Source organism: Gordonia sp. NPDC003422 (assembly GCF_053588675.1).
This window is the reverse complement of record NZ_JBSFQL010000044.1, coordinates 1-21,207: the sequence shown is the minus strand read 5'-3', so window position 1 is coordinate 21,207 and position 21,207 is coordinate 1. Positions and strand designations below refer to the sequence as shown.

Here is a 21,207-nt window from a genome sequence, read left to right as displayed (position 1 = left end):
CGCAACCCCGAACGCACCATGCGTAACGCGGTGCGCGCCCTGGAAAGCCTCGGCCTCGACGTCACCATCACCCCCCGCGAGGTCGCCTAACAGCCAACACCACACAGAAAGCGACTTTTCCATTCCCGCAGCTCAGCGGGATTGGTCACCTAACTCTTCGAGTCAGCGACCCAGAAATCGTCGGCGGTCGTGCAGGCGGGAAGCGCCCGTCAGACGAGCCGACGCGCAATCGGTCCGGGTAGGTATTTCAGCGCGAACGCGATCGGCGCCCACGGCCACGCCGGTACCGGCGCCCAGCCCTTCTCCGCCTCGATGGCGTTGACCATTGCGTCGACCCCGTCGGCGGTGTCGGCCATCAATGCGGTCTTCACGCCACGGTTGATGTCGGTTTCGATGTAGCCGGGCAGCAGTACCGATACCTCGATCGGCGAGTTGGCGAACTCGGCCTGCAGTCCCTGGCCGAGCGCCGACAGACCCGCCTTCGACGCCGAGTACGCGGCCTGCGCCTTCGGAAGCCCGCGGATGGCGCTCATCGAGCTGATCAGCACCAAGTGACCGGAGTTCTGCTCGCGGAAGATCTCGAGGGCGGCTTCGATCTGGACGAGCGCACCGACCAGGTTGGTCTGGAGCGTCTCGATGTTGGCCTGCGCCTTTCCGGTACCCAGCGGTGCGCCTTTGCCGAGTCCGGCGTTGACGATCACACGGTCGAGTCCGCCGAGTTCGTCACGCAGTTTCCCGAACACCACCGGAACCGCATCGGTGTCGGTGACGTCGAGCTGTGCCACCGCCACCTGTGCGGCCGACGGCCGGAGTTCGTCGGCAAGCGTCTCGAGTCGGTCCAGACGCCGAGCCGCGAGCGCCAGCGACCGGCCCTCCCCGGCGAAGCGGCGCGCCATGCCCTCCCCAAGCCCGGAACTTGCGCCGGTGATCAAGATTCTCTGTCTCGTCCCCATGACCGCCAAGCCTACTGGCCGGTCAGGACCGCAGTGTCAGGCGGTTTGTGCGGTGAGACGTAGCGCGCCGATCAGGTAGTCGGTGGCGGCACGATCACCGACCGTCAGTCGATAGCCGAATCGACCACACGGTTTGCCCAGCACGCCGACCGCACTCAGGAGTCGGCCCAACTGGAGACCGTCATCTCCGGGGAGGAAGACAAAGTTTCCCTGACCCGGCAGCGGGGGCGCGCCGATCGATGCCAGCTTGTCGGACAGGCGCCGACGTTCGACTCGCATGGCACGGACCCGTTGTTCGAGATCGGCCTGGGCGGCCAAAGCAACGGGAACTGCCACTGCAGCAGCCGGATTCACCGCAAACGGGACCTCGCGGGCGCGCAGTGCGGCGGCGAACTCAGCGGCAGCGAACGCGTATCCCACTCGCAGGGCCGCCAGCCCGTGCGCCTTCGAGAAGGTCCGCACGCACACCAGCGATTCGAACCGCCGGGTCAACGCCACCATGTCCGGCGGGTCGTCGCAGAACTCCAGGTAGGCCTCATCGAACAGGACCGTCACGTTCGGCGGCACGCTGCGCAGAAACTCGACGAGGTCGGCCTCGGGGACCACTGCACCGGTCGGATTGTGCGGCGAGCACAGCACGACGACGGCAGTGTCGTGATCGATGGCCGACGAGAGCGCGGCCAGATCCATCCCGCCATGGTCATCGAGTTCCACCGGAACCACACCCATCCCGACCATCCGAGCCAGGATCGGATAGCCGTCAAAGGTCGGGATCGGGGTCACCACAGCGGGTTCGGCCACTCCACGTCGCCGCGCGCGCCACCACGATTCCTGCAGGATGGTGTATGCCAATCCGGTCGCACCCGCTCCGACGGTCACCCGTCCGTGTTCGATCCCGAGGTACCCGGCGATCACCTCACGCAGACGGTCCGGCAGGAATTCCGGATAGCGGTTCACCTCCGCGATCGTGCCGGCCAGCACCCGTGCCACCGCAGGCAGCGGTCCGTAGGGGGATTCGTTGAGGTGCAACCGATATGGACCGCCGCCGACCTCGGCAGGTATCGGGGGTACGACGGCCAGCGTCATCGTCCACCCCACCGGAAGGCCGCGGCTCCCGCGAAATCGCCGGCGTGCGCGAACGCGGCCGTCATCACGACATCGCCGACACCGATCCGCCCGTCGGACACCGCGGCGTCGAGGGTCACCGGAATTCCGACGCCGAACAGGTTTCCGCACTCGTCGAAGGTGTCGGGATGCTTGGACTCCGGAAGTTCCAGTGCCTCACGCCAATTCCGCAAGAAGATGCGGTTCGGCTGATTGGTGATGAGCCAGTCCAGATCTGCGGGGGCGACACCGATCTCGTCGGCCACCTCGATCGCGACCTCGGGAACCATTCGATTTCCGCGAGCCAGCACCTTGGTGATCTTGGCGTCGGTGAAGCCGATGTGAATCTGGCCGGGGCCGGCTTCCCAGTACTTGCGATCGGGTTCGGCCACCGCGGTCATGTCACCCGAGTACTGACCGAAGGAATGGCAGCGCACACCCAGGACCGGACTTCCCCCAGCCACATTCGACGCGACCACCGCCATCGCCGCGCCGTCGCCGGGGATCGGTGCCTGCGCCTTGCCGCGCACCTGCTCCTGGGTGAACACCTGCGACGCGCTGTTCTGCGCAAGCGCGACAATGGCTTTGCCACCACCGCCCGCACGCAGCAGCGCGTCGGCGATCTCGATCATGTGCACGAAGGCCGCACATCCGCCGTTGTGCACGTCGAGCACCGTGCGCGGCCGCAGCCCCAACCGGTGCGCCAGTTCGCCGCCGCAGCCACGCACCGGCACCTCGGGCAATTGACTGTGGGTGAGCACCACATCGACATCGTCGAACCAATCGTCGCCGTGCCGCGCCGTGAGCGTGTGGGCCGCCGCCATCATCATGTCTGCCGAGGTCTCCCCTTCGGCCGCGTGGTGCCGGTAGGCCGGAACCCGGAACATCGCGTTCCCTGCCAGCTGGTCGTCCTCGGCGAACTGCTCGAAATAGGCAGCCGGAATTCGTTTTTCGGGCAGGTAGCCGGCGACGTCGAGGAGAGTGACGGTGGGGTCGGTGATCATCGGCTCATCCAATCCGGAGTCAGCGGCAGGTTGTTGTGGTGGCGGAATTCGGCGATCGCCTTCAGATTGTCGAGTTCTAGTTGATGGCCGGCGGAGAACATGTCCCAGAAGTCGCCCACCCAGACCGGTCGTTTCGGCGGAGCGGTCTCCGGGTAGGGATTCTCGTCGTAGAACGGATGACGGCAGTTGGTCCACAGCACCACCGATCCGGGCTTGTCGAGCACCACCTGCGCGTCGACCACCCGCATCAGATAGACCATCCACAGATGCCTGCCCTGATCCCACGCACAGTGGTAGTCGACGGTCATCGCGTGCGGGTCCGCCACGGTGCGCGTGTAGATCTCGGTGTGTTCACCGAGCCGGTCGTAGGCGAGCCACAGCCCGGGTTCCTCGGTTTCGGTGAAACCTCGCAGGCTGTAGGTCCACTCCTCCAGGGAACGGGTGTCGGCGAGCCACTCGTACAGTTCGCGCGGCGGTGCATCGACATAGCCCTGGACGGTGCAGAAGTCGCCGAAGATCTTGTCGTGCGGATATACCGAGCGCAGCATGTCCACGATGATCGGCGTGGCAACCGGGCGGGGGTGTGTCTCGATACGGGTGAGTCCCGGCAACGATGCCGCGGAGTCACCGATATCCGAAAGTGCGGGCAGCGCAATGGTCATGGTCAACCTCTCGTCAGGAAGGGGGCGAACGGGGGAACTTCGTCGGCATCGATGTCGACGACGATGCAGTTGGGACCCGGGGCAGCCAGCAGTTCGCGGCACGCCTCGGTGAGCGATGGGATGTCGGCCGGCGCCCGAACGTCGAGACCCGGGAACAGCGCGGCCAGGCCTGCTCCGAAGTCCGTGTGGCGGAACCGGTTCACACTCGGAGTGGTCGGAAAGAACTGCTGCTCCCGGGTGACACACATGCCGTGCGCGTCGTTGTTGAGCACCACCAGGGTCAGCGGTGCGTCGTATTCGACGGCGGTGTGAATCTCCATGCCGTGCATCAGGAATGCACCGTCGCCGGCGATCACGACCGTACGGCCGGGCTGCCGCGTGTGCGTGCTCGCGATCGCCTGGCCCACGCCGGCCGCGATCGCATACCCCATACCGCCCATACCGAGCGCGACGACGAAGCGTCCGCCCCCGAATGGCAGATGATGCACCGCGGCGGCTCCGGTGTTGCCGGCGTCGGCGAATACAGAGGAATCCGATCCCAGTGCCGCCCCGATGGTTTCGATGACCGCTCGAGTCGGCAGCCCCTTCGGCGACTCCGGCGTGGGGCAGGCCAGATTCTCGATGGTCACGGCGATCGAAGCGGGCGTGGTGTGGCCGCGCAAATCCTTTGCCAGCCAACCGATCATCTCCCGAAGATCTGCGCACTCGATGATCTCGGCGGACGGGTTGGCCGAGACGACCGGGCACCGGGGACGATGCCGACCGAGGTGGATCAGCGACCGCGACGCCAGCACGGGGTCGAGGCCCGCCCGGTCGGTCACCGACATCCGGGTCCCGATCGCCAGGATGAGGTCGGCGTCGGCGAGCGCCCGGTGAGCCGATGGATGACCCATCACACCGGTGACGCCCGCACACCGATCCGGGTCGACGATCGCATCGCGGCCACCCGGCGAGACCACGATCGGGGAGCCCAGAGATGCGGCAATCGAATCGATCTCGTCGGCGATCTGCAGGTAGGACGCCTCCTCCCCCGCCCACACGCACACCGTCTGGCCGTCACGCACAACCGCCGCGAGGCGGGCTGCGATTCCGCCGACCCGATCACGTAGCGCCGGGTCGGCCGCCACCGGCACCGGGCCGTCGAGCACCACCGCGGCCGGCGCGGCCTGCACGTCACGCGGGACGAGCAGCGCCGCCGGATAGCCGTCGGCGAGCGCGGCGCGAGCCTTTCTCAACGCGTCGCCGAGCATCGACGGGCCGGACACCACGGCGCACACCCCGACCACGCCCGACATCACGGCCACGAGATCGATGGTGTCCGGCGGTGTGCACATGTCCTGAAAGCCGCCTGCTCCGACAAGCGGCGTTGGCGGTGTCCCGATGATCGCGAGGATCGGCACGCGACTGTCGTAGGCCTCCGCGAGCGCGGGTACGACGTTCATCGCGCCGCCTCCGGAGGTGGTGAGCACCACGCCGTAAGTACCGGAACACCGCGCGGACCCGTCGGCCATGGCGCCGGCCGCGAACTCGTGCTTGGCTACCACCGGCGTGACACCGACCGACCGCGTGGCGGCGTCGAAGACATGCTCGATATTGGCGCCGTGCACGCCGAACACCGTCGAAACTCTCAGTGTACGAACGTAATCGATGAGGCAATCAGCTACGGTGCGCGTCGCCCCCGACGCCGACGCGACCTCCCCGATCTCCGGGTCACTCGCGGTCATGAGCCAACCATGCGACAACGAACCTGAAGGCCCGCTGAAACCGACGGCCTCGGCGACGGTTCCCCTGGACGGGCGGCGGACCTACCCTGGAACGCGGGTGACGACGAGGAGTCGACGATGGAACCATGTCGCGGTAGACGCGCCATCGGGCGAGTCCTGTTCAAGCGCAACCAGGGCGTGCGTCTGCGCTCCACCATCGTCGGAACCCTGCTTGTCGCAATCGCTCTCGCGATCGGTGCAGCCGTGATGCTGTTCATGCTCGGCCGCGCCGACAACCGGGCCATGTACGACACGACGAGCTATCACACCTATGAGATCGCCAACCTCATCGCCGACCACGGCGTGGCCGGTGTACCACCCGACGAGCTGGTCGAGGGCACCGGCGCCGATGTCATTCAAATCGTCGACGCGCAGGGGCGAGTGGTCGCGTCGTCGCCGTCGGCTCCCGACGCACCGCTCACCTCCACCCACCCGGCTCCCGGAGAATCCACCCAGGTCGAGGGCCGCTTGCTCCCGGACAGCGACGACGTGTTCTGCGGGACGGTCGCGACCGTGCGGCACGGCACCGAGGAGTACCGCGTGATCGCCGCGGTGTCTGCCGAACCGTACCGGCAGAGCCTGACCAACACCGCGATCCTGCTCGCTGTGGAGATGCCGTTCCTGGTTCTGATCGCCGGATTCGCGATCTATTACTTCGTCGGGCGGGCACTGCGTCCGGTCGGCCGGATCACCTCCGAGGTCAACTCGATCACCACGTCGGACCTGTCCCGCCGGGTTCCGGTCCCGGCGACCGACGACGAGGTGACCCGACTGGCCACCACCATGAACGCGATGCTCGAACGCCTCGAACGCAGCCACGACGCCCACCTGCGGTTTGTCGGGGACGCCTCGCATGAGTTGCGCAGCCCGTTGACCACCATCGTCGGGCTGCTCGATCTGGCCGATTGCACCGCCACGCCGGTCGACACCGACACGGTTCGCACGATCCTGCTGCCGGAGGCACGCCGGGTCCAGCACATGGTCGACGACCTGCTCCTGCTCGCCCGCGCCGACGAGAACGGCCTGCCACTGCGGACCACCGATGTGGATCTCGACGATATCGTCGTCGCCGAAGCTCGACGTCTGCGTTCCCTCGGCATGGTCGCCGTGGAGACCAGCGTGGTCGCGATCCGGGTGTCCGGGGACTCCGACAAACTGGCGCGCGCCCTGCGCAACCTCACCGACAACGCCGCGCGGTACGCGTCGTCGACCGTCCGCTTGGACATGTCGCTGGACAGCGCGGCCGGACGCGCCCGGATCGCGGTGTCCGACGACGGGCCCGGCATCTCATCGGAATCCCGAAATCTGGTGTTCGACAGGTTCACCCGCGTCGGCGCCGACCGGCGCAACACCGCGGGCTCGGGACTCGGGTTGTCCATCACGCGGGAGATCGTGCGGGCCCACGGCGGCCAGGTCAGTGTCGAAGATCCGCATCCGGACCTGGAACACGGTGCCACCATGGTGATTTCGTTGCCGGTGGCGAGTACCGCCGCGCACGCCGACCACGAGGTACCCGAGGATCAGACGGCACGCAGCCGATAGCCTGCCCCGCGAACGGTTTCGATGGACCGCACACCGAACGGCGCGTCGATCCGTTTGCGCAAGTAGCCGATGTACACCTCGACGATGTTGGCGTCACCATCGAAGTTCTCGTCCCAGACCGCCTGCAGGATCTCGCTTTTGGAGACGACCGTGTCGACGTTGCGGATGAGGAACTCGAGGACCGCGAATTCGCGTGGGGTCACATCGATCTGACGGTCGCCGCGTCGGACGCTGTGCTCGGCAGGGTCGACGACGAGTTCGCCTGCGACGAGCTGCGCCGGCCGTTCCCGCACGCCGCGGCGCAGCAGCGCTCGCAGGTGGGCCTTGAGCACGACCACCGAGAACGGTTTCACCAGATAATCGTCGGCACCGACGTCGAGCGCCTCGGCCTGGTCGTACTCGCCGTCTTTGGCGGTCAGCATGAGCACCGGCGTCCAGATCCCGCGTGCCCTCAGTTCGCGGAGCACCACGTACCCGTTGTGGCCGGGCAGCATGATGTCGAGCACGATCACGTCGAAGCGCCCCTCGGTGGCGCGCCAAAGACCGTCGACCCCGTCGTGCGCGGTGGTCACCGCCCATCCGTCGCTGGCCAGGGCTCGTCGCACGGTCTCGGCCACCCCGAGATCGTCGTCGACCACAAGTGCGTGCATGGCTACTTCAACAGTCGCGACATCCGTCGGTCGGCGAGGACCTTGCCGCCGGTCTGACAGGTGGGGCAGTACTGGAACGAGCGGTCGGCGAAGGACACCTCGCGGATGGTGTCACCGCACACCGGGCAGGGCAGTCCGGTGCGGGCATGCACGCGCAGACCGGTCCGCTTCTCCGACTTCAGGCGCGCCACCTCCTGCCCTTCGAGGCGGCTCGTGGCGTCGGTGAGCACCTGTCGGATCGCGTCGTGCAGGGTCGCGACCTGCGCCGGCGACAACGACTTCGCCGACGCGAACGGCGACAACTTGGCGGTGTGCAGGATCTCGTCGGAGTACGCGTTGCCGACACCGGCGATCGTGCGCTGGTCGGTGAGCACGTTCTTGATCCGCCCCGATGTCCCGGCGAGGATCGCGGCGAGGTCGTCGACGGTGAGCGAGAGGACGTCGGGTCCGAGGGTGGCCACCCGGTCGATGTCGGCGAGGTCGCGAACGATCCAGACCGCCAGGCGCTTCTGAGTCCCGGCCTCGGTCACGTCGAAACCCTCGCCACCTGCACTCGGCCCGCTCGCTCCGCTCCCGGCGCCGGAAGGCATCCCCGCGTGGACCCGCAGCGCGATCGGCGACTTGCCGCCGGGACGGAGGGGTCTGGGTGAGAGGTCCTCACTCCACCGCAACCAGCCGGCCCGCGAGAGGTGGATGACCAGCAGGATCGTCGGCTCGGGGTCGTTCTCTTGCCCGGGGATGGTGCGGATCACCAGGTACTTCCCCACCCTGCTCACCGATTCGACGATGCGGCCCACGAGTGCGGTGTAGGGCGGGTCGGCGGTCTTGAGTACCGAGAGCGACGCGACATCGACGCGACGTATCGGCAGGCCGGCTGCGCGGCCGTCGACGTAGTCGGCGATCGCGGCCACCTCGGGAAGCTCTGGCATAAGCCCAGTGTGCTCTAGTTGGGGGATGAACTCCCGTCTTTCCGACGCCGACCTGGCCGCGCGGATCGCGGAGGGCGCCGGGCAGATCCTCCTCGGTGTCCGACACGGCGATCTGATGGGTGGTCGGCTGCTCGGCGACGTGGGAGACCGGATGGCGCAGGCGTGGATCGCGACCATCCTGGCCCGACACCGGCCGCACGACGCGGTGCTGTCCGAGGAGGCCGACGACGTCGGCGACCGAGCCACGGCCGACCGGGTATGGATCATCGATCCACTCGACGGCACAAGGGAATTCGCGAGCGGAACGGCCGACTGGGCCGTGCACGTCGCACTCACCGAGGGTGGCGTGGTGACCGCGGCCGCGGTGTCGCTGCCCGCCACCGGCGAGGTGTTTCGCACCGACACCGTCGAGACCACGTCGGGGCCGCTCACCCGTCGGCTCGCCACGTCCCGTTGGGGTGGCTCGTACGAGACCAGTTGGGTGTCGAGCCGTCTGCACCTGCAGATGGTGCCGATCGGATCCGCCGGCGCCAAGGCGATGGCCGTGGTGCGCGGCGACGCCGACGCCTACGTCCACGCCGGCGGTCAGTACGAGTGGGACAACGCCGCACCGGTCGGGGTTGCGCTGGCCGCGGGGCTGCACTGCAGTCGGCTCGACGGGTCGGAGATCGTCTACAACAACCCGCACCCGTACATGCCCGACTTCGTCATCTGCCGGACCGAGATCGCCGACGACATGCTAGTCGCGTTGGGCCAGATCTGGTAGAGGTGCGGTCCCGATTCGTCGGGTGAGTCCCGATGGCTGAGGTGCGAGCCTCGACGCCCCTCCCGATGGCTGAGGTGCGAGGAGCCCTGGCGACGAGCCTCGAAGCCCGCGGTGAGACAAGCACTTTCCGCACCCCGTGGTCGTCGATGATCTGGCCGATGACTGAGATCGGGCCTGTGAGGGTAGTCCTCCGGGATGTCCCGGAGCTCGGTGCTGAGGGGCCCGATCTCGGTCATGGCGTCAAGGGCCCTGGCTCGATCAACGATCTAAGGCCTCACCCGCCGACGTCGTCGGCGATCGTGGAAGCGCGGGGCGTTCCGGTGAGACCACAGGAACACGCCGCCAACCCCGTCGGATGTCTGTACGCCCCAGCCCTACCACGTGCACTGTGCATTTGACTGGGTTCCCAGGTACAGGTTTCCGCAGTTCAGGAGGCCGAACGCAGCGCTCTTCGGATCAGGGCTTTCGCAGCAAGTAGATGTCCATGATCCAGCCGATACGTTCGCGGGCCTGCGCGCGGACCGCGACGATCTCGTCGGACACCTCCCCGACCTTGCCGCTGATGAGGATCTCGTCGTCGGTGCCGAGGTAGGCGCCCCACCAGATGTGGTCGTCGGGGTCGGCGGTCTGGCGGAACGACAAGTCGCCGTCGAGCATGACGATCTGATTGGTGTCGGCACCCGGTGGGGTGTCGGCGAGGCGGCGACCGGTGGTGATGTGGATGGGTTCGCCGACGCGGTTGGCGAGGATGCCGTGTGCGGCAGTGAGTGCGCTGGCGCTCGTCACGCCGGGGATCACCTCGACGTCGAGGTCGAGTCCCGGGCGCCGGGACAGGTCGTCGACGATGCGCAGCGTGCTGTCGTAGAGGGCGGGGTCGCCCCAGACCAGGAAGGCTGCCACGCCGCCGTCGGTGAGTTCGGCTCGCAACGCCGTTTCGATGAGCGCCGCTCGGGCCTCGTGCCAGCGCCGTACCTCGGCGTCGTAATCGGCGGGATGCCGGTCTCGCGGTGGATCGGCGAGTTCGAGCACCGTCCGGCCGGGGGCGTGTTGATCGAGGATGTCGCGTCGGACTTGAAGCAGGCCACCTTTGGCAGAGCCCTTGTCGAGCATGACGAATACGTCGACGTCGGCCATCGCGTCGATCGCCTGCAGGGTGATCTGCCGCGGACCGCCGGGCCCTATCCCGATGACCCGCAACGTGATTCGCACGTTCAGACCTTGACTTTGGGCAGTCCGTGCTTGCGCGCGGTCATGTCGAGGATGAACTGTCGCGGCAGCAGGCGGCGGAGCAAGAACACGACGCCGGCCTGATTTCCTCTCGCGTAGAACGGTTTCGGATGGTCGGCGAGCGCGGCGTCGACGATCTGTGCGGCCATCGACGCGGCGTCGATGCCCTCGTCTTCGTTGTGCCGGGTGGCGGCAGCGAGGGTTTCGTACTCGGCCTTGAATGGTGAATCGTCGCCGATGTAGATGCTCCGGCGGTCGCCGATGCCGGTGGCGATGGTGCCCGGTTCGACGCTGATCATCCGAATCCCGTACGGCGCCAACTCACGTCGCGATGCAAATGCGAACGCTTTGAGTGCCGACTTGGTGGCCGCGTAGTTGGAGCGGAAGGCAACCGGGAAACTCGACAGCATCGACCCGACCATCACCACGGTGCCACGACGACGCTCCCGCATCCCCGGCAGAACCGCCTTGGTCAGCGCGACCGGCCCGAAGACGTTGACCCGGAACAGATCTTCGACGGCCGACATCGGGGTCTCCTCGAGCGCACCCGCCTGCGACTCGCCGGCGTTGTTGATCAGGATGTCGATGTCCCCGACCTCGTCGACGCAGGTCTGAGCGGTGCTGTAGTCGGCGTTGTCGAGCCGCACATAGGTGACACCCGGGATGGGCTCGGCGACCGTGTCCGGATTGCGGGTGGTGCCGAAGACCGTGAGGCCTTTCTCGACGAACTGTCGCGCCACCTCGGCTCCGATACCGCTGGTCGCGCCGGTCACGAGCACTGTCTGCTGAGTCACGGGACTTACGGTAACAAGTGGTCGCCAGCTGCCGGCAGGACCCGGTTTGCAGCAGCGATGTCACATCCGATCCCGCGCCGGTGTCCTATGTCTGACAGTGGCAATCGACCATGACAGATTGAGGTGCAATGACGACCATCATCGTGACGTCCTCGCGATCCCCGCACGGCAATACCCGCCGCATTGCCGACACGCTGAGTGCCGGACTCGACGCGCGCGTCGTGTCACCTGCGCAGGCCACCGCGGACCTCCTGGCCGATGCCGATCTCATCGGATTCGGTTCAGGCATCTACTCTTTGGGGTTCGACGAGCGGCTGCTGGACTGCATAGCCACGCTTCCCCACATGGCCGGCCGCTCGGCATTCGTCTTCGCGACCAGCGGACTGCCGGAACCACCGTTCGCGCGGTATACGAAGAGACTGCGCCGACAACTCGAGCAGAAGGGCTTCTGCATCGTGGGGACCTTCATGTGCCGAGGAGTCGACACCTGGGGACCGTTCAAGCTGGTAGGAGGCGTCAGCAAAGCACATCCGTCTACCGCAGATCTCGAGCGTGCACGCAGTTTTGCGGCGAGACTGAAACCGTAGGCCTCGCTGACCGATGCCCGGGACTTCACCCGACGGGCGGCCATGTCGAGTGCTCCCGGCAGGATTCGAACCTGCGACACCGGCTTTAGGAGAGCCGTGCTCTATCCCCTGAGCTACGAGAGCGGGGGACTGGCGGACATTGTGGCGGAAATTCCCTGGACGTGACTTCCGGGAACGATTCTGCGTGTTGATGTCCGTTTTCAGCCCGCTCGGTCACCGCGTTGTGGCGTGGTGTCCGACATCGGGAGTGTACGTCACCGATCTGCGTGCATATCGCAGCGGCCCCTGCACCAGAGGTGGGTGCGGGGCGCTGCGGCGAGGTGGTGTTCTGGTTCGAGTATGGCGCTGGCGGTTCGGAGCTTTGATGGGTTTCGCGTGGTCAGGCCGCTGCGGGAGGATCGGCTGGGACGTCGTCGTGTTTCCAGAGGGCGTCGGCGATGGCGTTACGGGCGATCGCGTGGCCGATCATGGCGAGGAATTGCCGGTCGATGGTGTACGAGATTGCCCGTCCACCTCGAAACGTACGTTCGATGATGTTGTTGATGGACTCGGCGTCTTCTCTGCGGCCGTAGTGCTGCCGGTAGTGGTCGCCGGGGTCCTCATCGTCGCGGGCCGACTGGCGTAGACGTTCGATCCGGAGTGGGCCGCCGTCGCGGGCTGGTTCGTTGATCCGCAGTCGGTGGTTGCTCCCGCAGGGCAGGGTGATCACCACATACCAGTCGTAGCGGTTCGCCGATGCCCGGTGTTGGCGGACGGGCGGTTTCGCTGGGCAGCGTTGCATCGATACAGTGCCGTCCTCGTCGATGGTCCGCACTGCGACATGCCCGTTCTCGGTGTGTAGCTGGTGGCGGGTACCGCAGGTGCAGCTGCCGTCGGTGAGTTCGAGTGGGTGGGGTTTCGCGGTGGTGCCGTGGGGTGGCGAGAACACCAGGTAACCGGTGTCGGCAAGGGCTTGTAGATGTACTCCGCGTAGCGCGCCGTCGTAGCAGACGGTATCGGCGCCGGGTTCGGTGCACGCGAGTTCGGTGAGTGATGTGACGGCCAAGCCTGCTTCCCCGCCGTAGCCGGAGGTGGGCACGTATTGCATGTCAATGATGATGCGCGAGTTGCGTTTGAGGTCGGGCCGGACGCAGCTGTGGCAGAACTTCATGCCGTGCTTGGGAGTTCCGTCGTCACCGCCCTGCTGATGAAGGACGCCGTCTATGGTCTGGCCTCTGTTGCGTCGTTTCTCCACGGTTGCGGCGTTGACGATGGTCCCGTTCACTTTTCCGTCCGTGCACACCGTGTTGGCACGGGCGGGCTGGGCGATGGAGTGCAGATTCGGATCAAAGCAACCGTGCCGCTTGGCCATTGCGCATGACTCGGACCTGAAGACTGCCCGGATCTCTTCGAGTATCGGTGATGCTCGTCGCTTCTTCGTGTCCGAGGAGGAATCTGATTTTGGTGGTTTCGGGCAGATACGATCGCGGGCGTCTTCGCAGTTGCATCGAAGCGGTGGGCGCTCCCACAGGTCGACGCCGCGTTGTGCGGCGTAGCGGCGGATGATCTTCCAGTAGGCGGGTTCTTCCATGATGGCTGCGCCCTTGCGCCAGGTTCCGGTGCCTCCCGCGAACGCCGCGTAGAAGGCTACGAGGACTTCTGGGTAGTAGCGCTCTTGCCCCGGCGATCCCTGTGGTTTCGGTGGAAGCGCCGCGCCGATCGCATAGACGACGTCCGAGTCGGCGACGGCCTCGACGAGCGCGATCTCGGTCAGCGCTTTGTTGCGTCCGGTTGTGCTCGGGCGCTGCGAATTACGTTGAGCAGCTTTCGTAGTAGCAGCAGCGCTGTTCTTGTGCGGGTGCTTGGACTTGCGCGCATTGTTTCTGGCCTTGGCTCGTGATCGCTTGGTCATCGCGAGCTGTCCTGCCACTGGTAGCCGATCAGCGCGGCGGCACTGTCGAGGGATCGTGAGCCGGTCACGCGAGCTGCGTCTTCGATCAGGCCAGTTTGCGCGAATGCCTGCGCTCCGGCGTACGCGGTCAACGATGTCGGCGTGATCGCCGAATCAACAGAGAGTCCAGCGGCGCGCAGCACGGAACCGACCGTCATCCCCACTCGCGCTTGACGTGCCGCATCCGACCCTGTTCCCGTGTCGCACAACGGCTGTCGCGGGTCACCTCCGAGATAGGCAATACGCGCCTTGAGCATCATGGCTGCGTGATCGTCAAGCAGCGAACGCGCTGGGCGTACTTGACCGAGCCGTGCAGGCGCGCGGCCTTCTCGTCGGCGTCGATGTCGCCGACGGTGAGGTGACCGATCTCGCCGGTCCGCGCACCCGCCAGCAACAATGCGACTGTCGACGAGTGTCGTTTGTGTGCACCGAGGTCGGCGAAGAACCGTACGAGTTGCGCTTCGTCCGGGGTGAGCGGCCGTCGATGCCCGGGTTGCGCACGGCCGGGCAGGTCGATGACCGTTGTCGGGTCGTCGCAGCCGATGCCGAGTGAACGCGCGGTGCGAAAGTAGGTGCGCAGCGTGGACAGTCGAATGTGCTTGGTGGCCAACGACGGTGCCACCCGCTCACCCGATCGGTCGCGTCCACGGGCGTGCACGAAGTCCTCAACCAGGGTTGGCGTGATGTCATTGATCGACTCGATACCGTGCGCGGTAGCGAATCGGCAGAAGCGGTTCACCAGCAACGAGAATTTGGTGACCGTCTGTGCGGACATCGCGCCCGAGGTGGCGGCGCGATGCCATGCGGCGAACACGGCGGCGGCGATCGTGGGCAGGCGTTCGTCACCCACGATCGACCACCGCAACGCGAGGCTCAGTTGGTGGCCGGTCATCCCCGCCCACCGTCACACACAGTCGAATGGTGCTCATAGGCACCACTATTGCGGTGGGGTACGACAAGTCGAGTTCTGACAGACCCGGCGGGTACGCTGAGCTGGTGGTTTCCACACAGCCGCGCGCACCCATCGAGTACGTCACCACCGGTATCTGGCCGGAGGCGACACTGCGTGACGACGCACCCGTCCAGGTACAGGCAGCCCAGCTGTTCGCCCGCAATCTGCGTGCCGCACTCGACGCCGAAGGGATCGGCCTGCGGACACTCGCGACCCGAGTAGGGGTCAATCACGCCACGATCAGCCGCGCGCTGGCAGGGCTGCGGTTCTGCGACGCTGCGACCCTGGCACGACTGGAAGCGGGGCTCGATACCGCGTTGTGGCCAACCTACGAGACCACGATCGGCTACCGGACGCCGACGAACTGAGCGCACCGAGTGGGGCCGTGCTTCATACACCGGTCCGGCGCACCGGATCGGATAGTATGAGTCGCACGGCCCGTAAGGGCCTACACTCAAAACAGCACTCCTGACTTCACATGGCGGGTGTGTGTTGGTGGCCCCAGCTGGTAACTGGGACCGATTCTTGAAGGCCCTCCGCCCTGCCAGGCGGGGGGCCTTCGTCATGTCCGGTCGGAGCCTCCGCCCGTTCCGTGCACGACCATCGCGCAGTCAATCGTTGCAGAATCTCGGACAAGTTCCCGTGTCGAATGCACGCCCGAAATTTCGGACACATTTCTGTGTCCCTATGACAAAGGGATGACAGGAAAACTCGTGGAGACACACGATTACTTGCGCTGGGGGCACATCGGACACCGAGCTAGGTGGTAGCGTCCGAGAGGTGCCGCCCACCTACCGGCCATGCGACAGCTGCGTCGACACCGATAGCTTCGGACGACGCGCAACCGCCGAGTTCTGGACCTCAACCCCCGTCACGCCGAACGGCTACACCGACCTCACGACGGCACTCGCGCACACCCCCCACCTTCTTGCGGCCATCACCCAGCACCGGCTCGTATACGAGATACGGCTTGCAATGTTCAAGATCGACATGAGGCAAGACACGTACACGGAACGCGCGCGCTACTCGGTCCATCCCGGCAACAACCGCGTGAGACAGCTATTTGGCGGGAAGCTGCTCATCAAACTCGACGACATCGATATCGCGTACACCATCCTGGGCGACCTCCTACCGCCGATCGACCCACGCGGGTGGGCCACAGAGATGACCTACCGACACCAACCACCCGACACCGATCGCGACCTAACCTCGCGGGCGTGACCGCCGCTCGACGGCACGCTCGGTCCGTCCGATCAGGTCAGCAGCCGAGATATCGAGCGCAGAAGCCAACGCCCACAACCGATCCAAGGTGATCGTGTTGGTCGAGCCCTCGATCCGGGCGATCGTCGGCCGCGACACTTCCGCGAGATCGGCCAGGGCCTCCTGACTGAGACCACGATCCTCGCGGGCCTGACGAATCACGTCGCCGAACGCCCGCCGATGCGCGGCGCGGCGTGCAACCTCGGCATCAGAGGGCAGCGGATCAGGAGTGGGCATCCCGACAACACTCAGGTGCCACCCACTCCCGAGTCTGTATCAAATGTGATACAACTACCGCCTGGCGGGGTGGTCGTGTCCACGATCACGATCAACGCACCAAAACGCTTGGGGGTAGAGCACAGTGACGCATCCGGACCGATCGACCACAGTCAGCATGTATCGGCAGGCCCGCCGGATCGGTTTCAGCCGCCGCGAACTGTTCCGATACACCGCTCTGTCGGCCGGGGCGATGGCGCTGGCCGCATGCTCAGGTGGCGACCCCACCTCGGAACCGCTGAAGAAGTTCGCTCAGGGCACGTGGCGGGTGACGGTGACCAAGAGCCTGTCCAGCAACTCGATGTCGACGTCAGCGCCAGCACCCCAGGACTTCACCGTGACTGTCGGCGACGGCACCTACACCGCTACCACCAACAGTTGGGTCCCCGACAACGGCACCTGGACGTGGGCCGACGGCGGCATCATCCAGATCGCCGCCAAAAAGCCCAGTGTCGCCACCGGCGTTCCCGACACCATCACCGACTCCGCACCCATCAGCTGGCAGTACGGAAACGACCGCTTCGCCGTCCAAGCCTCCTGGAACAGCGACACCAAAACCCTCACACTGATCGGCACCGACGGCGACGGCAATCCACTCCCGATCAGCGCCGTGAAGCAGTAGTACCGCACGGGCAGGCTTCCTGCCTCAGTTGCCGATTCGGACGGAGTTGTCGCCGGTCGGATCGGTGCACTCCAGGTAGGACTCGGCGTGGCTACGACCTGGGACGTAAGGCCATGCGCAGTCCCACCCCCGGATAGTTGCGAACATTCCCTGCCCCTCGGGCTCACCGCGCTGAATCGCGGCTAGGTAGTCGCGTGCGACGGCGAGTGCTTCGGCGCAGTTGACGCTGCCCTTGAGCACAACGACCGGTTCTGAGGTATTGGTGTTCGGGTTGGCGACCAGGTCACACATGACGTCCACCGGCGTCAGGTGGGTGGACGACGGGATATCCGAAGGCGCACCGGCGGTCCCCGAGTCGGTGGTGCGCCCGGCCGATGGCGTCGTCGTTGTCGCGCCTGTTTCGATGTGCGCGGTGTGCGCCGATGAGGCGGGAGCACTATCGGGCGATTGCGAGGTCGCTGCGCACCCACCGACAAGCACGATCCCCGCGATCCCTGCCCCGATGACACCTGTGCGAACGATCCAATCGATAGTCGCCATGTCGACTCCTTTGATAAGTACCTGGACCACACCCTGCGGTCCACGCACACCGTAGTAGCCCGGTTTCCGGGCTCCTGGATCGCAAACCGCGCGACACAGTCACGCCGACGGTGGGCGCCTGCCCGCCTGGCTCAGCGCGGATTGCGTCGCCAAGGGACGAGGCTGAGCGCACCTCCAGACACGCCGCGACCAGTTGCTCGATACGCCGTATGTTACGGATATAATCGTTACATGCCGGCCCTCGCGACGCTTCCAGACGACGTATTGATCGCACGCATCCGACGCCTTCGTCGCGAACAGCTCAGGCGCGTAGGAAAGTCCCACTCGTGCTTGTCGTGTGGAACTGAGTTTTACGGACGAGCGGACGCACGTTACTGTTCGGACCGATGTCGGGTGGCGGCGTATCGACAGAGGGCCAGAAGAACGAAAAAGGGGGGCGCATCGAGATGAGGTCCGCCACGACCCGCCTGGCAACGAAACCGCTCACCATCCGTCCTGCCGGACGCACCGCTGCCGTCAGCCCGCTGCGCTATCCGGGAGGCAAGGCAGCGCTAGCCGGATTCTTCCGCGATGTGATCACCCGCATCGGAACCGAAGGCGGTAGATACGTCGAGCCGTACGCGGGTGGGGCTGGCGCCGGTGTCGTCCTGCTCAGCCAGGGCGTCGTCGACGAACTCGTCATCAACGACATCGACCCGGCGGTGCACGCCTTCTGGCACTCGGTCGTGAACGAGACAGAAGCGTTTGTCACGCTGGTGCAAAACACACCGCTCACAGTCGACGAATGGCGGAAACAGAAAGCGAAGTACCGAACTGCCGACGAGACTGACAGCCTCGGACTCGGTTTCGCATTCTTCTACCTCAACCGAACCAACAGATCCGGAATACTAAACGCGGGGCCCATCGGTGGTGTGAACCAGACCGGGAAAGACAAAATCGATGCGCGGTACAACCGTGACCAACTCGTGGCGCGAATCCGAGCAATCGGTCGCATGGCGTCGCAGATTACCGTCCTGAGCCTCGACGGGTTAGCCGTGGTGCGCCGGTACGCGAACGCCGATTCCACGTTCATGTACGTGGACCCACCCTACGTTGACATGGGCGGCAGCCTGTACCTCAACGCGTTCTCCCACCGAGACCATGCAGACCTTGCCAGCGCTCTCGATAAAGCCCCCGACGGGAATTGGATTGTGACGTACGACGTTTCCGACTTCATTCGATCCAGGTACACCATGCATGACGTTCGCGAATATCAGCTGAGCTATAGCGCTCACCGAATACGGAAGGCGAGTGAACTCTTGATCGCTTCCAGGCCGGTGGCGCGAGTTCTCGCCGATCACGGTTGACTAGCGCTCCCTGTGGATTGCTTCTTGCCGACGATCTCAATGATGATGGGTTTCAAGCGGTCCCACGCCTCGTGGACCTCCTTCGACGATACCAACTGGTCTGGTTCGTGGTTCGTCGTGTTCAGCGCATCAGAAGTCCCCGCAAATTGACTTGAGGTCATACGACCACTTCGCTTGATCGCATTGATGTGGCCGGTCATCTTGGCGTCGCTCTTGTATTCGGCCGCGAGGGCATCAACAAGTGGGCCAAGTGTTTTCTTCGCGACACTGCTTGATTGGCCCTGCGCGCGAAGGTAGTCCTTAATCGAGCATTCAAGGATCGTACGGAGTAGATCGTGGGTCGCGTTCGGGAACTCTTTGACGTTGAGTCCACGCAGTTCCTCGAAGCGCCGCCTCATACCGGCCGACGATCCTGCGTACTCGAATCCCGTCAGGTCGAGCTTTGTTCTGGTATCACCGCGATTTGGGCCGCGCGCCCCAGGCATCCCCTCGTTGCTCGTCTCTGCCGAACTACCCTCGGTATGCCTGCCACCCCCGCCGTACGACCGACCCCCACGAGGTGATCCATCGCTGCGAGAGCCTCCCTCGCCGTTGGCGTCATCGTCGGCGCCAGCATCAACGTCGCTGTCCTTTGCGGCTGAGTGCCCGCCCGTCGATGACCCTTCGATGACGCTACGAAGTTCCTCAAGTAGTTCCTCGTGCTGCGGACGACTCGCCTTCAGTTCATCCGAACGCGTGTTTAGGGTGTTGTCACGGAACTTTTCAAGCAGGAATAGCAAACCGCGAGTCTGGCCGCCGGACAACGTCTTGCCGGTCAGCAAACCGTCTTTATCGAACTCCAGGCCAAGGACACCGGCAATCTTCTTGGACCGGTATGCGTATTCGAAAGCCGTCATCTTCAGTTCGCTGTCGAGTACAAATCTGCGAAGACCCTTGTCCGGGAATGTAAGTCCTCGGATTAGGGCACGCATCTCACCCATCCGGATGAAACGCGGAAGCTCCTGTGCCTGGCCGGGGTACTCGACTCGAAGGTCGCTGACCGTTGTCTTCTCGCCCAGCTGAGCATGAAAGAAGATCGCCTGCTGTTCACGCAACCACGATTTCTTGGGCTGGCCTGTATGCAGCCGAGCAAGCAACGGCTGAGCGGCTTGTCGCGTTGGCGCGAGCATGACCCGAATCCGCGACGGCACGTCGTCTGACGATCCGCGGCTGACCACCCTCGCAACAGTCTTGATGTCGGAGAACGGCTTTGGGTTCGCAATGAGCTTCAGAGCGGAAACGCGCCGGTTCCCTTCGAGGACCAGGTAGCGCTTACCCGCGCGGATCACCACAGGAAGCTCATTGTCGATGTAACCGTCGCGAAGGATGTCGCCTGTCAGATCGAGGAGTTCCTCTGCTTCGATCATGTATCTGATGATTGCTGCTTCTTTCGCGGCACCGGCACCAGCGATGCTCTCAGAGCGTCCAGCACGAACACGAACGTTGCCCGGATCAAGATCAAGCTTCCCCAGCTCAACCTCCTCAATCGGCCAAACCATCGCTCTCCATCCCATCGCATCGGTCACCGGCGACATAAACCGTCCAGCGCGTTCATCATGGGCGCCCTGGATTGGCGGCGAGTGGAACCAGCAGACCGCTTGCGCCGAGTGCCATGTCGAACCACAGTTGCACACCGCACGTCGGGGCCCTCTTCGACACGCCGCACTACCGCACTCCAAGGTGTCACCGGCGCCGTATGACGCGCACCACATTTGGCCTCGCGAGTTCTTGCGCTTCCACACGGGTCGGGACCGCAGTTGATCTGCACGAATGACTGTATCGGCGCCGCTGTTGCCCAGCCACCGCGAACATTGCGGCCAGAAAGACGCGCTTGATTTCTGAGAGTTCGGTGTGAAACCGTAGGCAGACTTCACCACCACGAATCCGAGGTGGTGATTCGTACACTCGTCGGGGGTTGAAGTGCGTGCTGTCGGGGCCAGGTTCGGGGCCGTTGCCGTTGCTGTGTGTGTGGCGGCCGGGATCGTCGCGGGTACAGGAGTCGCGACTGCGGCACCGACGCCGTTGGCATCGAAGTACGACAAAGTCGTCACCGATGACGGCTGGAAACTCGAATTGCGTGCCAGCGAACTGGTGGTCAATCCGATGTCGAACATCGCGAACAGTTTCGCCTCCCGCGAAGGGTGGATCTCGGCGAAGGTGTCGGCGTGTCGACGGCCATGAAAAACTGCCCGTGTGCGGCCATGAAAGTGCCCGCTGACGGCCAATAAGGACTGCCCGCTGGCGGTCAGGTAGGTGCCCGT

Annotated in this window: 23 protein-coding genes and 1 tRNA gene; 8 read left to right on the top strand and 16 right to left on the bottom strand. The window is 65.1% G+C overall.

Annotation, left to right across the window (positions count from 1 at the left end; all coding sequences use genetic code 11):
• Nucleotides 1–209: 209 nt before the first annotated feature.
• The 5 genes from ACWDTF_RS23950 to ACWDTF_RS23930 are packed head-to-tail and all read right to left on the bottom strand — an operon-like array spanning nt 210 to nt 5,447.
• Nucleotides 210–953, bottom strand: coding sequence for an SDR family oxidoreductase (locus ACWDTF_RS23950; protein WP_355275340.1), 744 nt, complete (start codon nt 951–953; stop codon nt 210–212).
• A 36-nt stretch (nt 954–989) separates the two neighbouring features.
• Nucleotides 990–2,039, bottom strand: coding sequence for a pyridoxal phosphate-dependent aminotransferase (locus ACWDTF_RS23945; protein WP_355275338.1), 1,050 nt, complete (start codon nt 2,037–2,039; stop codon nt 990–992).
• Complete coding sequence (locus ACWDTF_RS23940; RefSeq protein ID WP_355275336.1) at nt 2,036–3,061, bottom strand: 3-oxoacyl-ACP synthase III family protein; 1,026 nt, start codon at nt 3,059–3,061, stop codon at nt 2,036–2,038. The genes ACWDTF_RS23945 and ACWDTF_RS23940 overlap by 4 nt, the downstream gene beginning before the upstream one ends.
• Entirely contained in the window at nt 3,058–3,723 is a 666-nt protein-coding gene (locus tag ACWDTF_RS23935; RefSeq protein ID WP_240857617.1) for an SRPBCC family protein, read from the bottom strand. Before ACWDTF_RS23935 ends, ACWDTF_RS23940 begins: the two co-directional genes overlap by 4 nt.
• Before the next feature lie 2 nt (nt 3,724–3,725).
• Entirely contained in the window at nt 3,726–5,447 is a 1,722-nt protein-coding gene (locus tag ACWDTF_RS23930) for a thiamine pyrophosphate-binding protein (RefSeq protein WP_449755188.1), read from the bottom strand.
• Between the two features lie 117 nt (nt 5,448–5,564).
• Here ACWDTF_RS23930 and ACWDTF_RS23925 point away from each other — a divergent pair, with 117 nt between their 5' ends.
• Nucleotides 5,565–7,028 (top strand): ATP-binding protein, encoded by a 1,464-nt coding sequence (locus tag ACWDTF_RS23925; RefSeq protein ID WP_449755187.1) that lies wholly within the window; start codon nt 5,565–5,567, stop codon nt 7,026–7,028.
• Here the strand turns inward: ACWDTF_RS23925 and ACWDTF_RS23920 are convergent.
• Entirely contained in the window at nt 7,007–7,678 is a 672-nt protein-coding gene (locus tag ACWDTF_RS23920; RefSeq protein WP_240857620.1) for a response regulator transcription factor, read from the bottom strand. The two genes, ACWDTF_RS23925 and ACWDTF_RS23920, sit on opposite strands and share 22 nt — an antisense overlap.
• A gap of 2 nt (nt 7,679–7,680) precedes the next feature.
• Nucleotides 7,681–8,607, bottom strand: coding sequence for an Fpg/Nei family DNA glycosylase (locus ACWDTF_RS23915; protein WP_449755186.1), 927 nt, complete (start codon nt 8,605–8,607; stop codon nt 7,681–7,683).
• Nucleotides 8,608–8,632: 25 nt separating this feature from the next.
• Between ACWDTF_RS23915 and ACWDTF_RS23910 the strand changes: the two genes are divergently transcribed.
• Entirely contained in the window at nt 8,633–9,373 is a 741-nt protein-coding gene (locus ACWDTF_RS23910; protein ID WP_449755185.1) for a 3'(2'),5'-bisphosphate nucleotidase CysQ, read from the top strand.
• 456 nt (nt 9,374–9,829) lie between these two features.
• Here ACWDTF_RS23910 and cobF read toward each other — a convergent pair whose 3' ends face one another.
• Nucleotides 9,830–10,582, bottom strand: a complete 753-nt coding sequence (gene cobF, locus ACWDTF_RS23905; RefSeq protein WP_240857623.1) for a precorrin-6A synthase (deacetylating) — start codon at nt 10,580–10,582, stop codon at nt 9,830–9,832.
• 2 nt (nt 10,583–10,584) lie between these two features.
• Entirely contained in the window at nt 10,585–11,394 is an 810-nt protein-coding gene (locus ACWDTF_RS23900; protein WP_449755184.1) for an SDR family oxidoreductase, read from the bottom strand.
• Nucleotides 11,395–11,522: 128 nt separating this feature from the next.
• Between ACWDTF_RS23900 and ACWDTF_RS23895 the strand changes: the two genes are divergently transcribed.
• Nucleotides 11,523–11,981, top strand: a complete 459-nt coding sequence (locus ACWDTF_RS23895) for a flavodoxin family protein (RefSeq protein WP_449755183.1) — start codon at nt 11,523–11,525, stop codon at nt 11,979–11,981.
• 50 nt (nt 11,982–12,031) lie between these two features.
• Here the strand turns inward: ACWDTF_RS23895 and ACWDTF_RS23890 are convergent.
• From ACWDTF_RS23890 to ACWDTF_RS23875, 4 genes are all read right to left on the bottom strand, one after another.
• Nucleotides 12,032–12,104, bottom strand: a tRNA-Arg gene (locus ACWDTF_RS23890).
• 256 nt (nt 12,105–12,360) lie between these two features.
• Nucleotides 12,361–13,872 carry a hypothetical protein gene (locus tag ACWDTF_RS23885; protein WP_449755182.1) on the bottom strand — a complete coding sequence of 504 codons (1,512 nt, stop codon included), beginning with the start codon at nt 13,870–13,872 and terminating at the stop codon, nt 12,361–12,363.
• On the bottom strand, nt 13,869–14,069 hold the full coding sequence (locus tag ACWDTF_RS23880) for a hypothetical protein (RefSeq protein WP_433258353.1): 201 nt from the start codon (nt 14,067–14,069) through the stop codon (nt 13,869–13,871). The genes ACWDTF_RS23885 and ACWDTF_RS23880 overlap by 4 nt, the downstream gene beginning before the upstream one ends.
• Before the next feature lie 98 nt (nt 14,070–14,167).
• The gene (locus ACWDTF_RS23875; RefSeq protein ID WP_433258351.1) at nt 14,168–14,803 is read right to left on the bottom strand and encodes a site-specific integrase; all 636 of its coding nucleotides are present in this window, start codon (nt 14,801–14,803) and stop codon (nt 14,168–14,170) included.
• A 104-nt stretch (nt 14,804–14,907) separates the two neighbouring features.
• Here ACWDTF_RS23875 and ACWDTF_RS23870 point away from each other — a divergent pair, with 104 nt between their 5' ends.
• Both ACWDTF_RS23870 and ACWDTF_RS23865 read left to right on the top strand, forming a co-directional pair.
• On the top strand, nt 14,908–15,231 hold the full coding sequence (locus ACWDTF_RS23870; protein WP_433258349.1) for a helix-turn-helix domain-containing protein: 324 nt from the start codon (nt 14,908–14,910) through the stop codon (nt 15,229–15,231).
• 412 nt (nt 15,232–15,643) lie between these two features.
• Nucleotides 15,644–16,084, top strand: coding sequence for a hypothetical protein (locus ACWDTF_RS23865; protein WP_433258347.1), 441 nt, complete (start codon nt 15,644–15,646; stop codon nt 16,082–16,084).
• Here ACWDTF_RS23865 and ACWDTF_RS23860 read toward each other — a convergent pair.
• Nucleotides 16,067–16,360: a helix-turn-helix domain-containing protein gene (locus tag ACWDTF_RS23860; RefSeq protein ID WP_433258345.1), complete on the bottom strand. Its 294-nt coding sequence runs from the start codon at nt 16,358–16,360 to the stop codon at nt 16,067–16,069. The genes ACWDTF_RS23865 and ACWDTF_RS23860 overlap by 18 nt on opposite strands.
• Before the next feature lie 124 nt (nt 16,361–16,484).
• Here ACWDTF_RS23860 and ACWDTF_RS23855 point away from each other — a divergent pair, with 124 nt between their 5' ends.
• A complete protein-coding gene (locus ACWDTF_RS23855) occupies nt 16,485–17,021 on the top strand; it encodes a hypothetical protein (RefSeq protein ID WP_449755181.1) in 537 nt (178 codons plus the stop codon).
• Between the two features lie 24 nt (nt 17,022–17,045).
• On the opposite strand, the gene ACWDTF_RS23850 is transcribed toward ACWDTF_RS23855, so the two are convergent.
• Nucleotides 17,046–17,561 (bottom strand): hypothetical protein, encoded by a 516-nt coding sequence (locus ACWDTF_RS23850; RefSeq protein WP_449755180.1) that lies wholly within the window; start codon nt 17,559–17,561, stop codon nt 17,046–17,048.
• Nucleotides 17,562–17,947: 386 nt separating this feature from the next.
• Here ACWDTF_RS23850 and ACWDTF_RS23845 point away from each other — a divergent pair, with 386 nt between their 5' ends.
• On the top strand, nt 17,948–18,907 hold the full coding sequence (locus ACWDTF_RS23845; RefSeq protein WP_449755179.1) for a DNA adenine methylase: 960 nt from the start codon (nt 17,948–17,950) through the stop codon (nt 18,905–18,907).
• On the opposite strand, the gene ACWDTF_RS23840 is transcribed toward ACWDTF_RS23845, so the two are convergent.
• Nucleotides 18,898–20,472 carry a hypothetical protein gene (locus ACWDTF_RS23840; RefSeq protein WP_449755178.1) on the bottom strand — a complete coding sequence of 525 codons (1,575 nt, stop codon included), beginning with the start codon at nt 20,470–20,472 and terminating at the stop codon, nt 18,898–18,900. The two genes, ACWDTF_RS23845 and ACWDTF_RS23840, sit on opposite strands and share 10 nt — an antisense overlap.
• A 394-nt stretch (nt 20,473–20,866) precedes the next feature.
• Between ACWDTF_RS23840 and ACWDTF_RS23835 the strand changes: the two genes are divergently transcribed.
• A complete protein-coding gene (locus ACWDTF_RS23835) occupies nt 20,867–21,127 on the top strand; it encodes a hypothetical protein (protein ID WP_449755177.1) in 261 nt (86 codons plus the stop codon).
• Nucleotides 21,128–21,207 lie beyond the last annotated feature (80 nt).

Excerpts from the sequence above, each read along its gene's own strand:
- ACWDTF_RS23950 (WP_355275340.1), bottom strand. The coding sequence starts at position 953 with ATGGGGACGAGACAGAGAATCTTGATCACCGGCGCAAGTTCCGGGCTT.
- ACWDTF_RS23945 (WP_355275338.1), bottom strand. The coding sequence starts at position 2,039 with ATGACGCTGGCCGTCGTACCCCCGATACCTGCCGAGGTCGGCGGCGGT.
- ACWDTF_RS23940 (WP_355275336.1), bottom strand. The coding sequence starts at position 3,061 with ATGATCACCGACCCCACCGTCACTCTCCTCGACGTCGCCGGCTACCTG.
- ACWDTF_RS23935 (WP_240857617.1), bottom strand. The coding sequence starts at position 3,723 with ATGACCATTGCGCTGCCCGCACTTTCGGATATCGGTGACTCCGCGGCA.
- ACWDTF_RS23930 (WP_449755188.1), bottom strand. The coding sequence starts at position 5,447 with ATGACCGCGAGTGACCCGGAGATCGGGGAGGTCGCGTCGGCGTCGGGG.
- ACWDTF_RS23925 (WP_449755187.1), top strand. The coding sequence starts at position 5,565 with ATGGAACCATGTCGCGGTAGACGCGCCATCGGGCGAGTCCTGTTCAAG.
- ACWDTF_RS23920 (WP_240857620.1), bottom strand. The coding sequence starts at position 7,678 with ATGCACGCACTTGTGGTCGACGACGATCTCGGGGTGGCCGAGACCGTG.
- ACWDTF_RS23915 (WP_449755186.1), bottom strand. The coding sequence starts at position 8,607 with ATGCCAGAGCTTCCCGAGGTGGCCGCGATCGCCGACTACGTCGACGGC.
- ACWDTF_RS23910 (WP_449755185.1), top strand. The coding sequence starts at position 8,633 with ATGAACTCCCGTCTTTCCGACGCCGACCTGGCCGCGCGGATCGCGGAG.
- ACWDTF_RS23895 (WP_449755183.1), top strand. The coding sequence starts at position 11,523 with ATGACGACCATCATCGTGACGTCCTCGCGATCCCCGCACGGCAATACC.
- ACWDTF_RS23885 (WP_449755182.1), bottom strand. The coding sequence starts at position 13,872 with ATGACCAAGCGATCACGAGCCAAGGCCAGAAACAATGCGCGCAAGTCC.
- ACWDTF_RS23880 (WP_433258353.1), bottom strand. The coding sequence starts at position 14,069 with ATGACGGTCGGTTCCGTGCTGCGCGCCGCTGGACTCTCTGTTGATTCG.
- ACWDTF_RS23875 (WP_433258351.1), bottom strand. The coding sequence starts at position 14,803 with ATGACCGGCCACCAACTGAGCCTCGCGTTGCGGTGGTCGATCGTGGGT.
- ACWDTF_RS23860 (WP_433258345.1), bottom strand. The coding sequence starts at position 16,360 with ATGCCCACTCCTGATCCGCTGCCCTCTGATGCCGAGGTTGCACGCCGC.
- ACWDTF_RS23850 (WP_449755180.1), bottom strand. The coding sequence starts at position 17,561 with ATGGCGACTATCGATTGGATCGTTCGCACAGGTGTCATCGGGGCAGGG.
- ACWDTF_RS23845 (WP_449755179.1), top strand. The coding sequence starts at position 17,948 with ATGTCGGGTGGCGGCGTATCGACAGAGGGCCAGAAGAACGAAAAAGGG.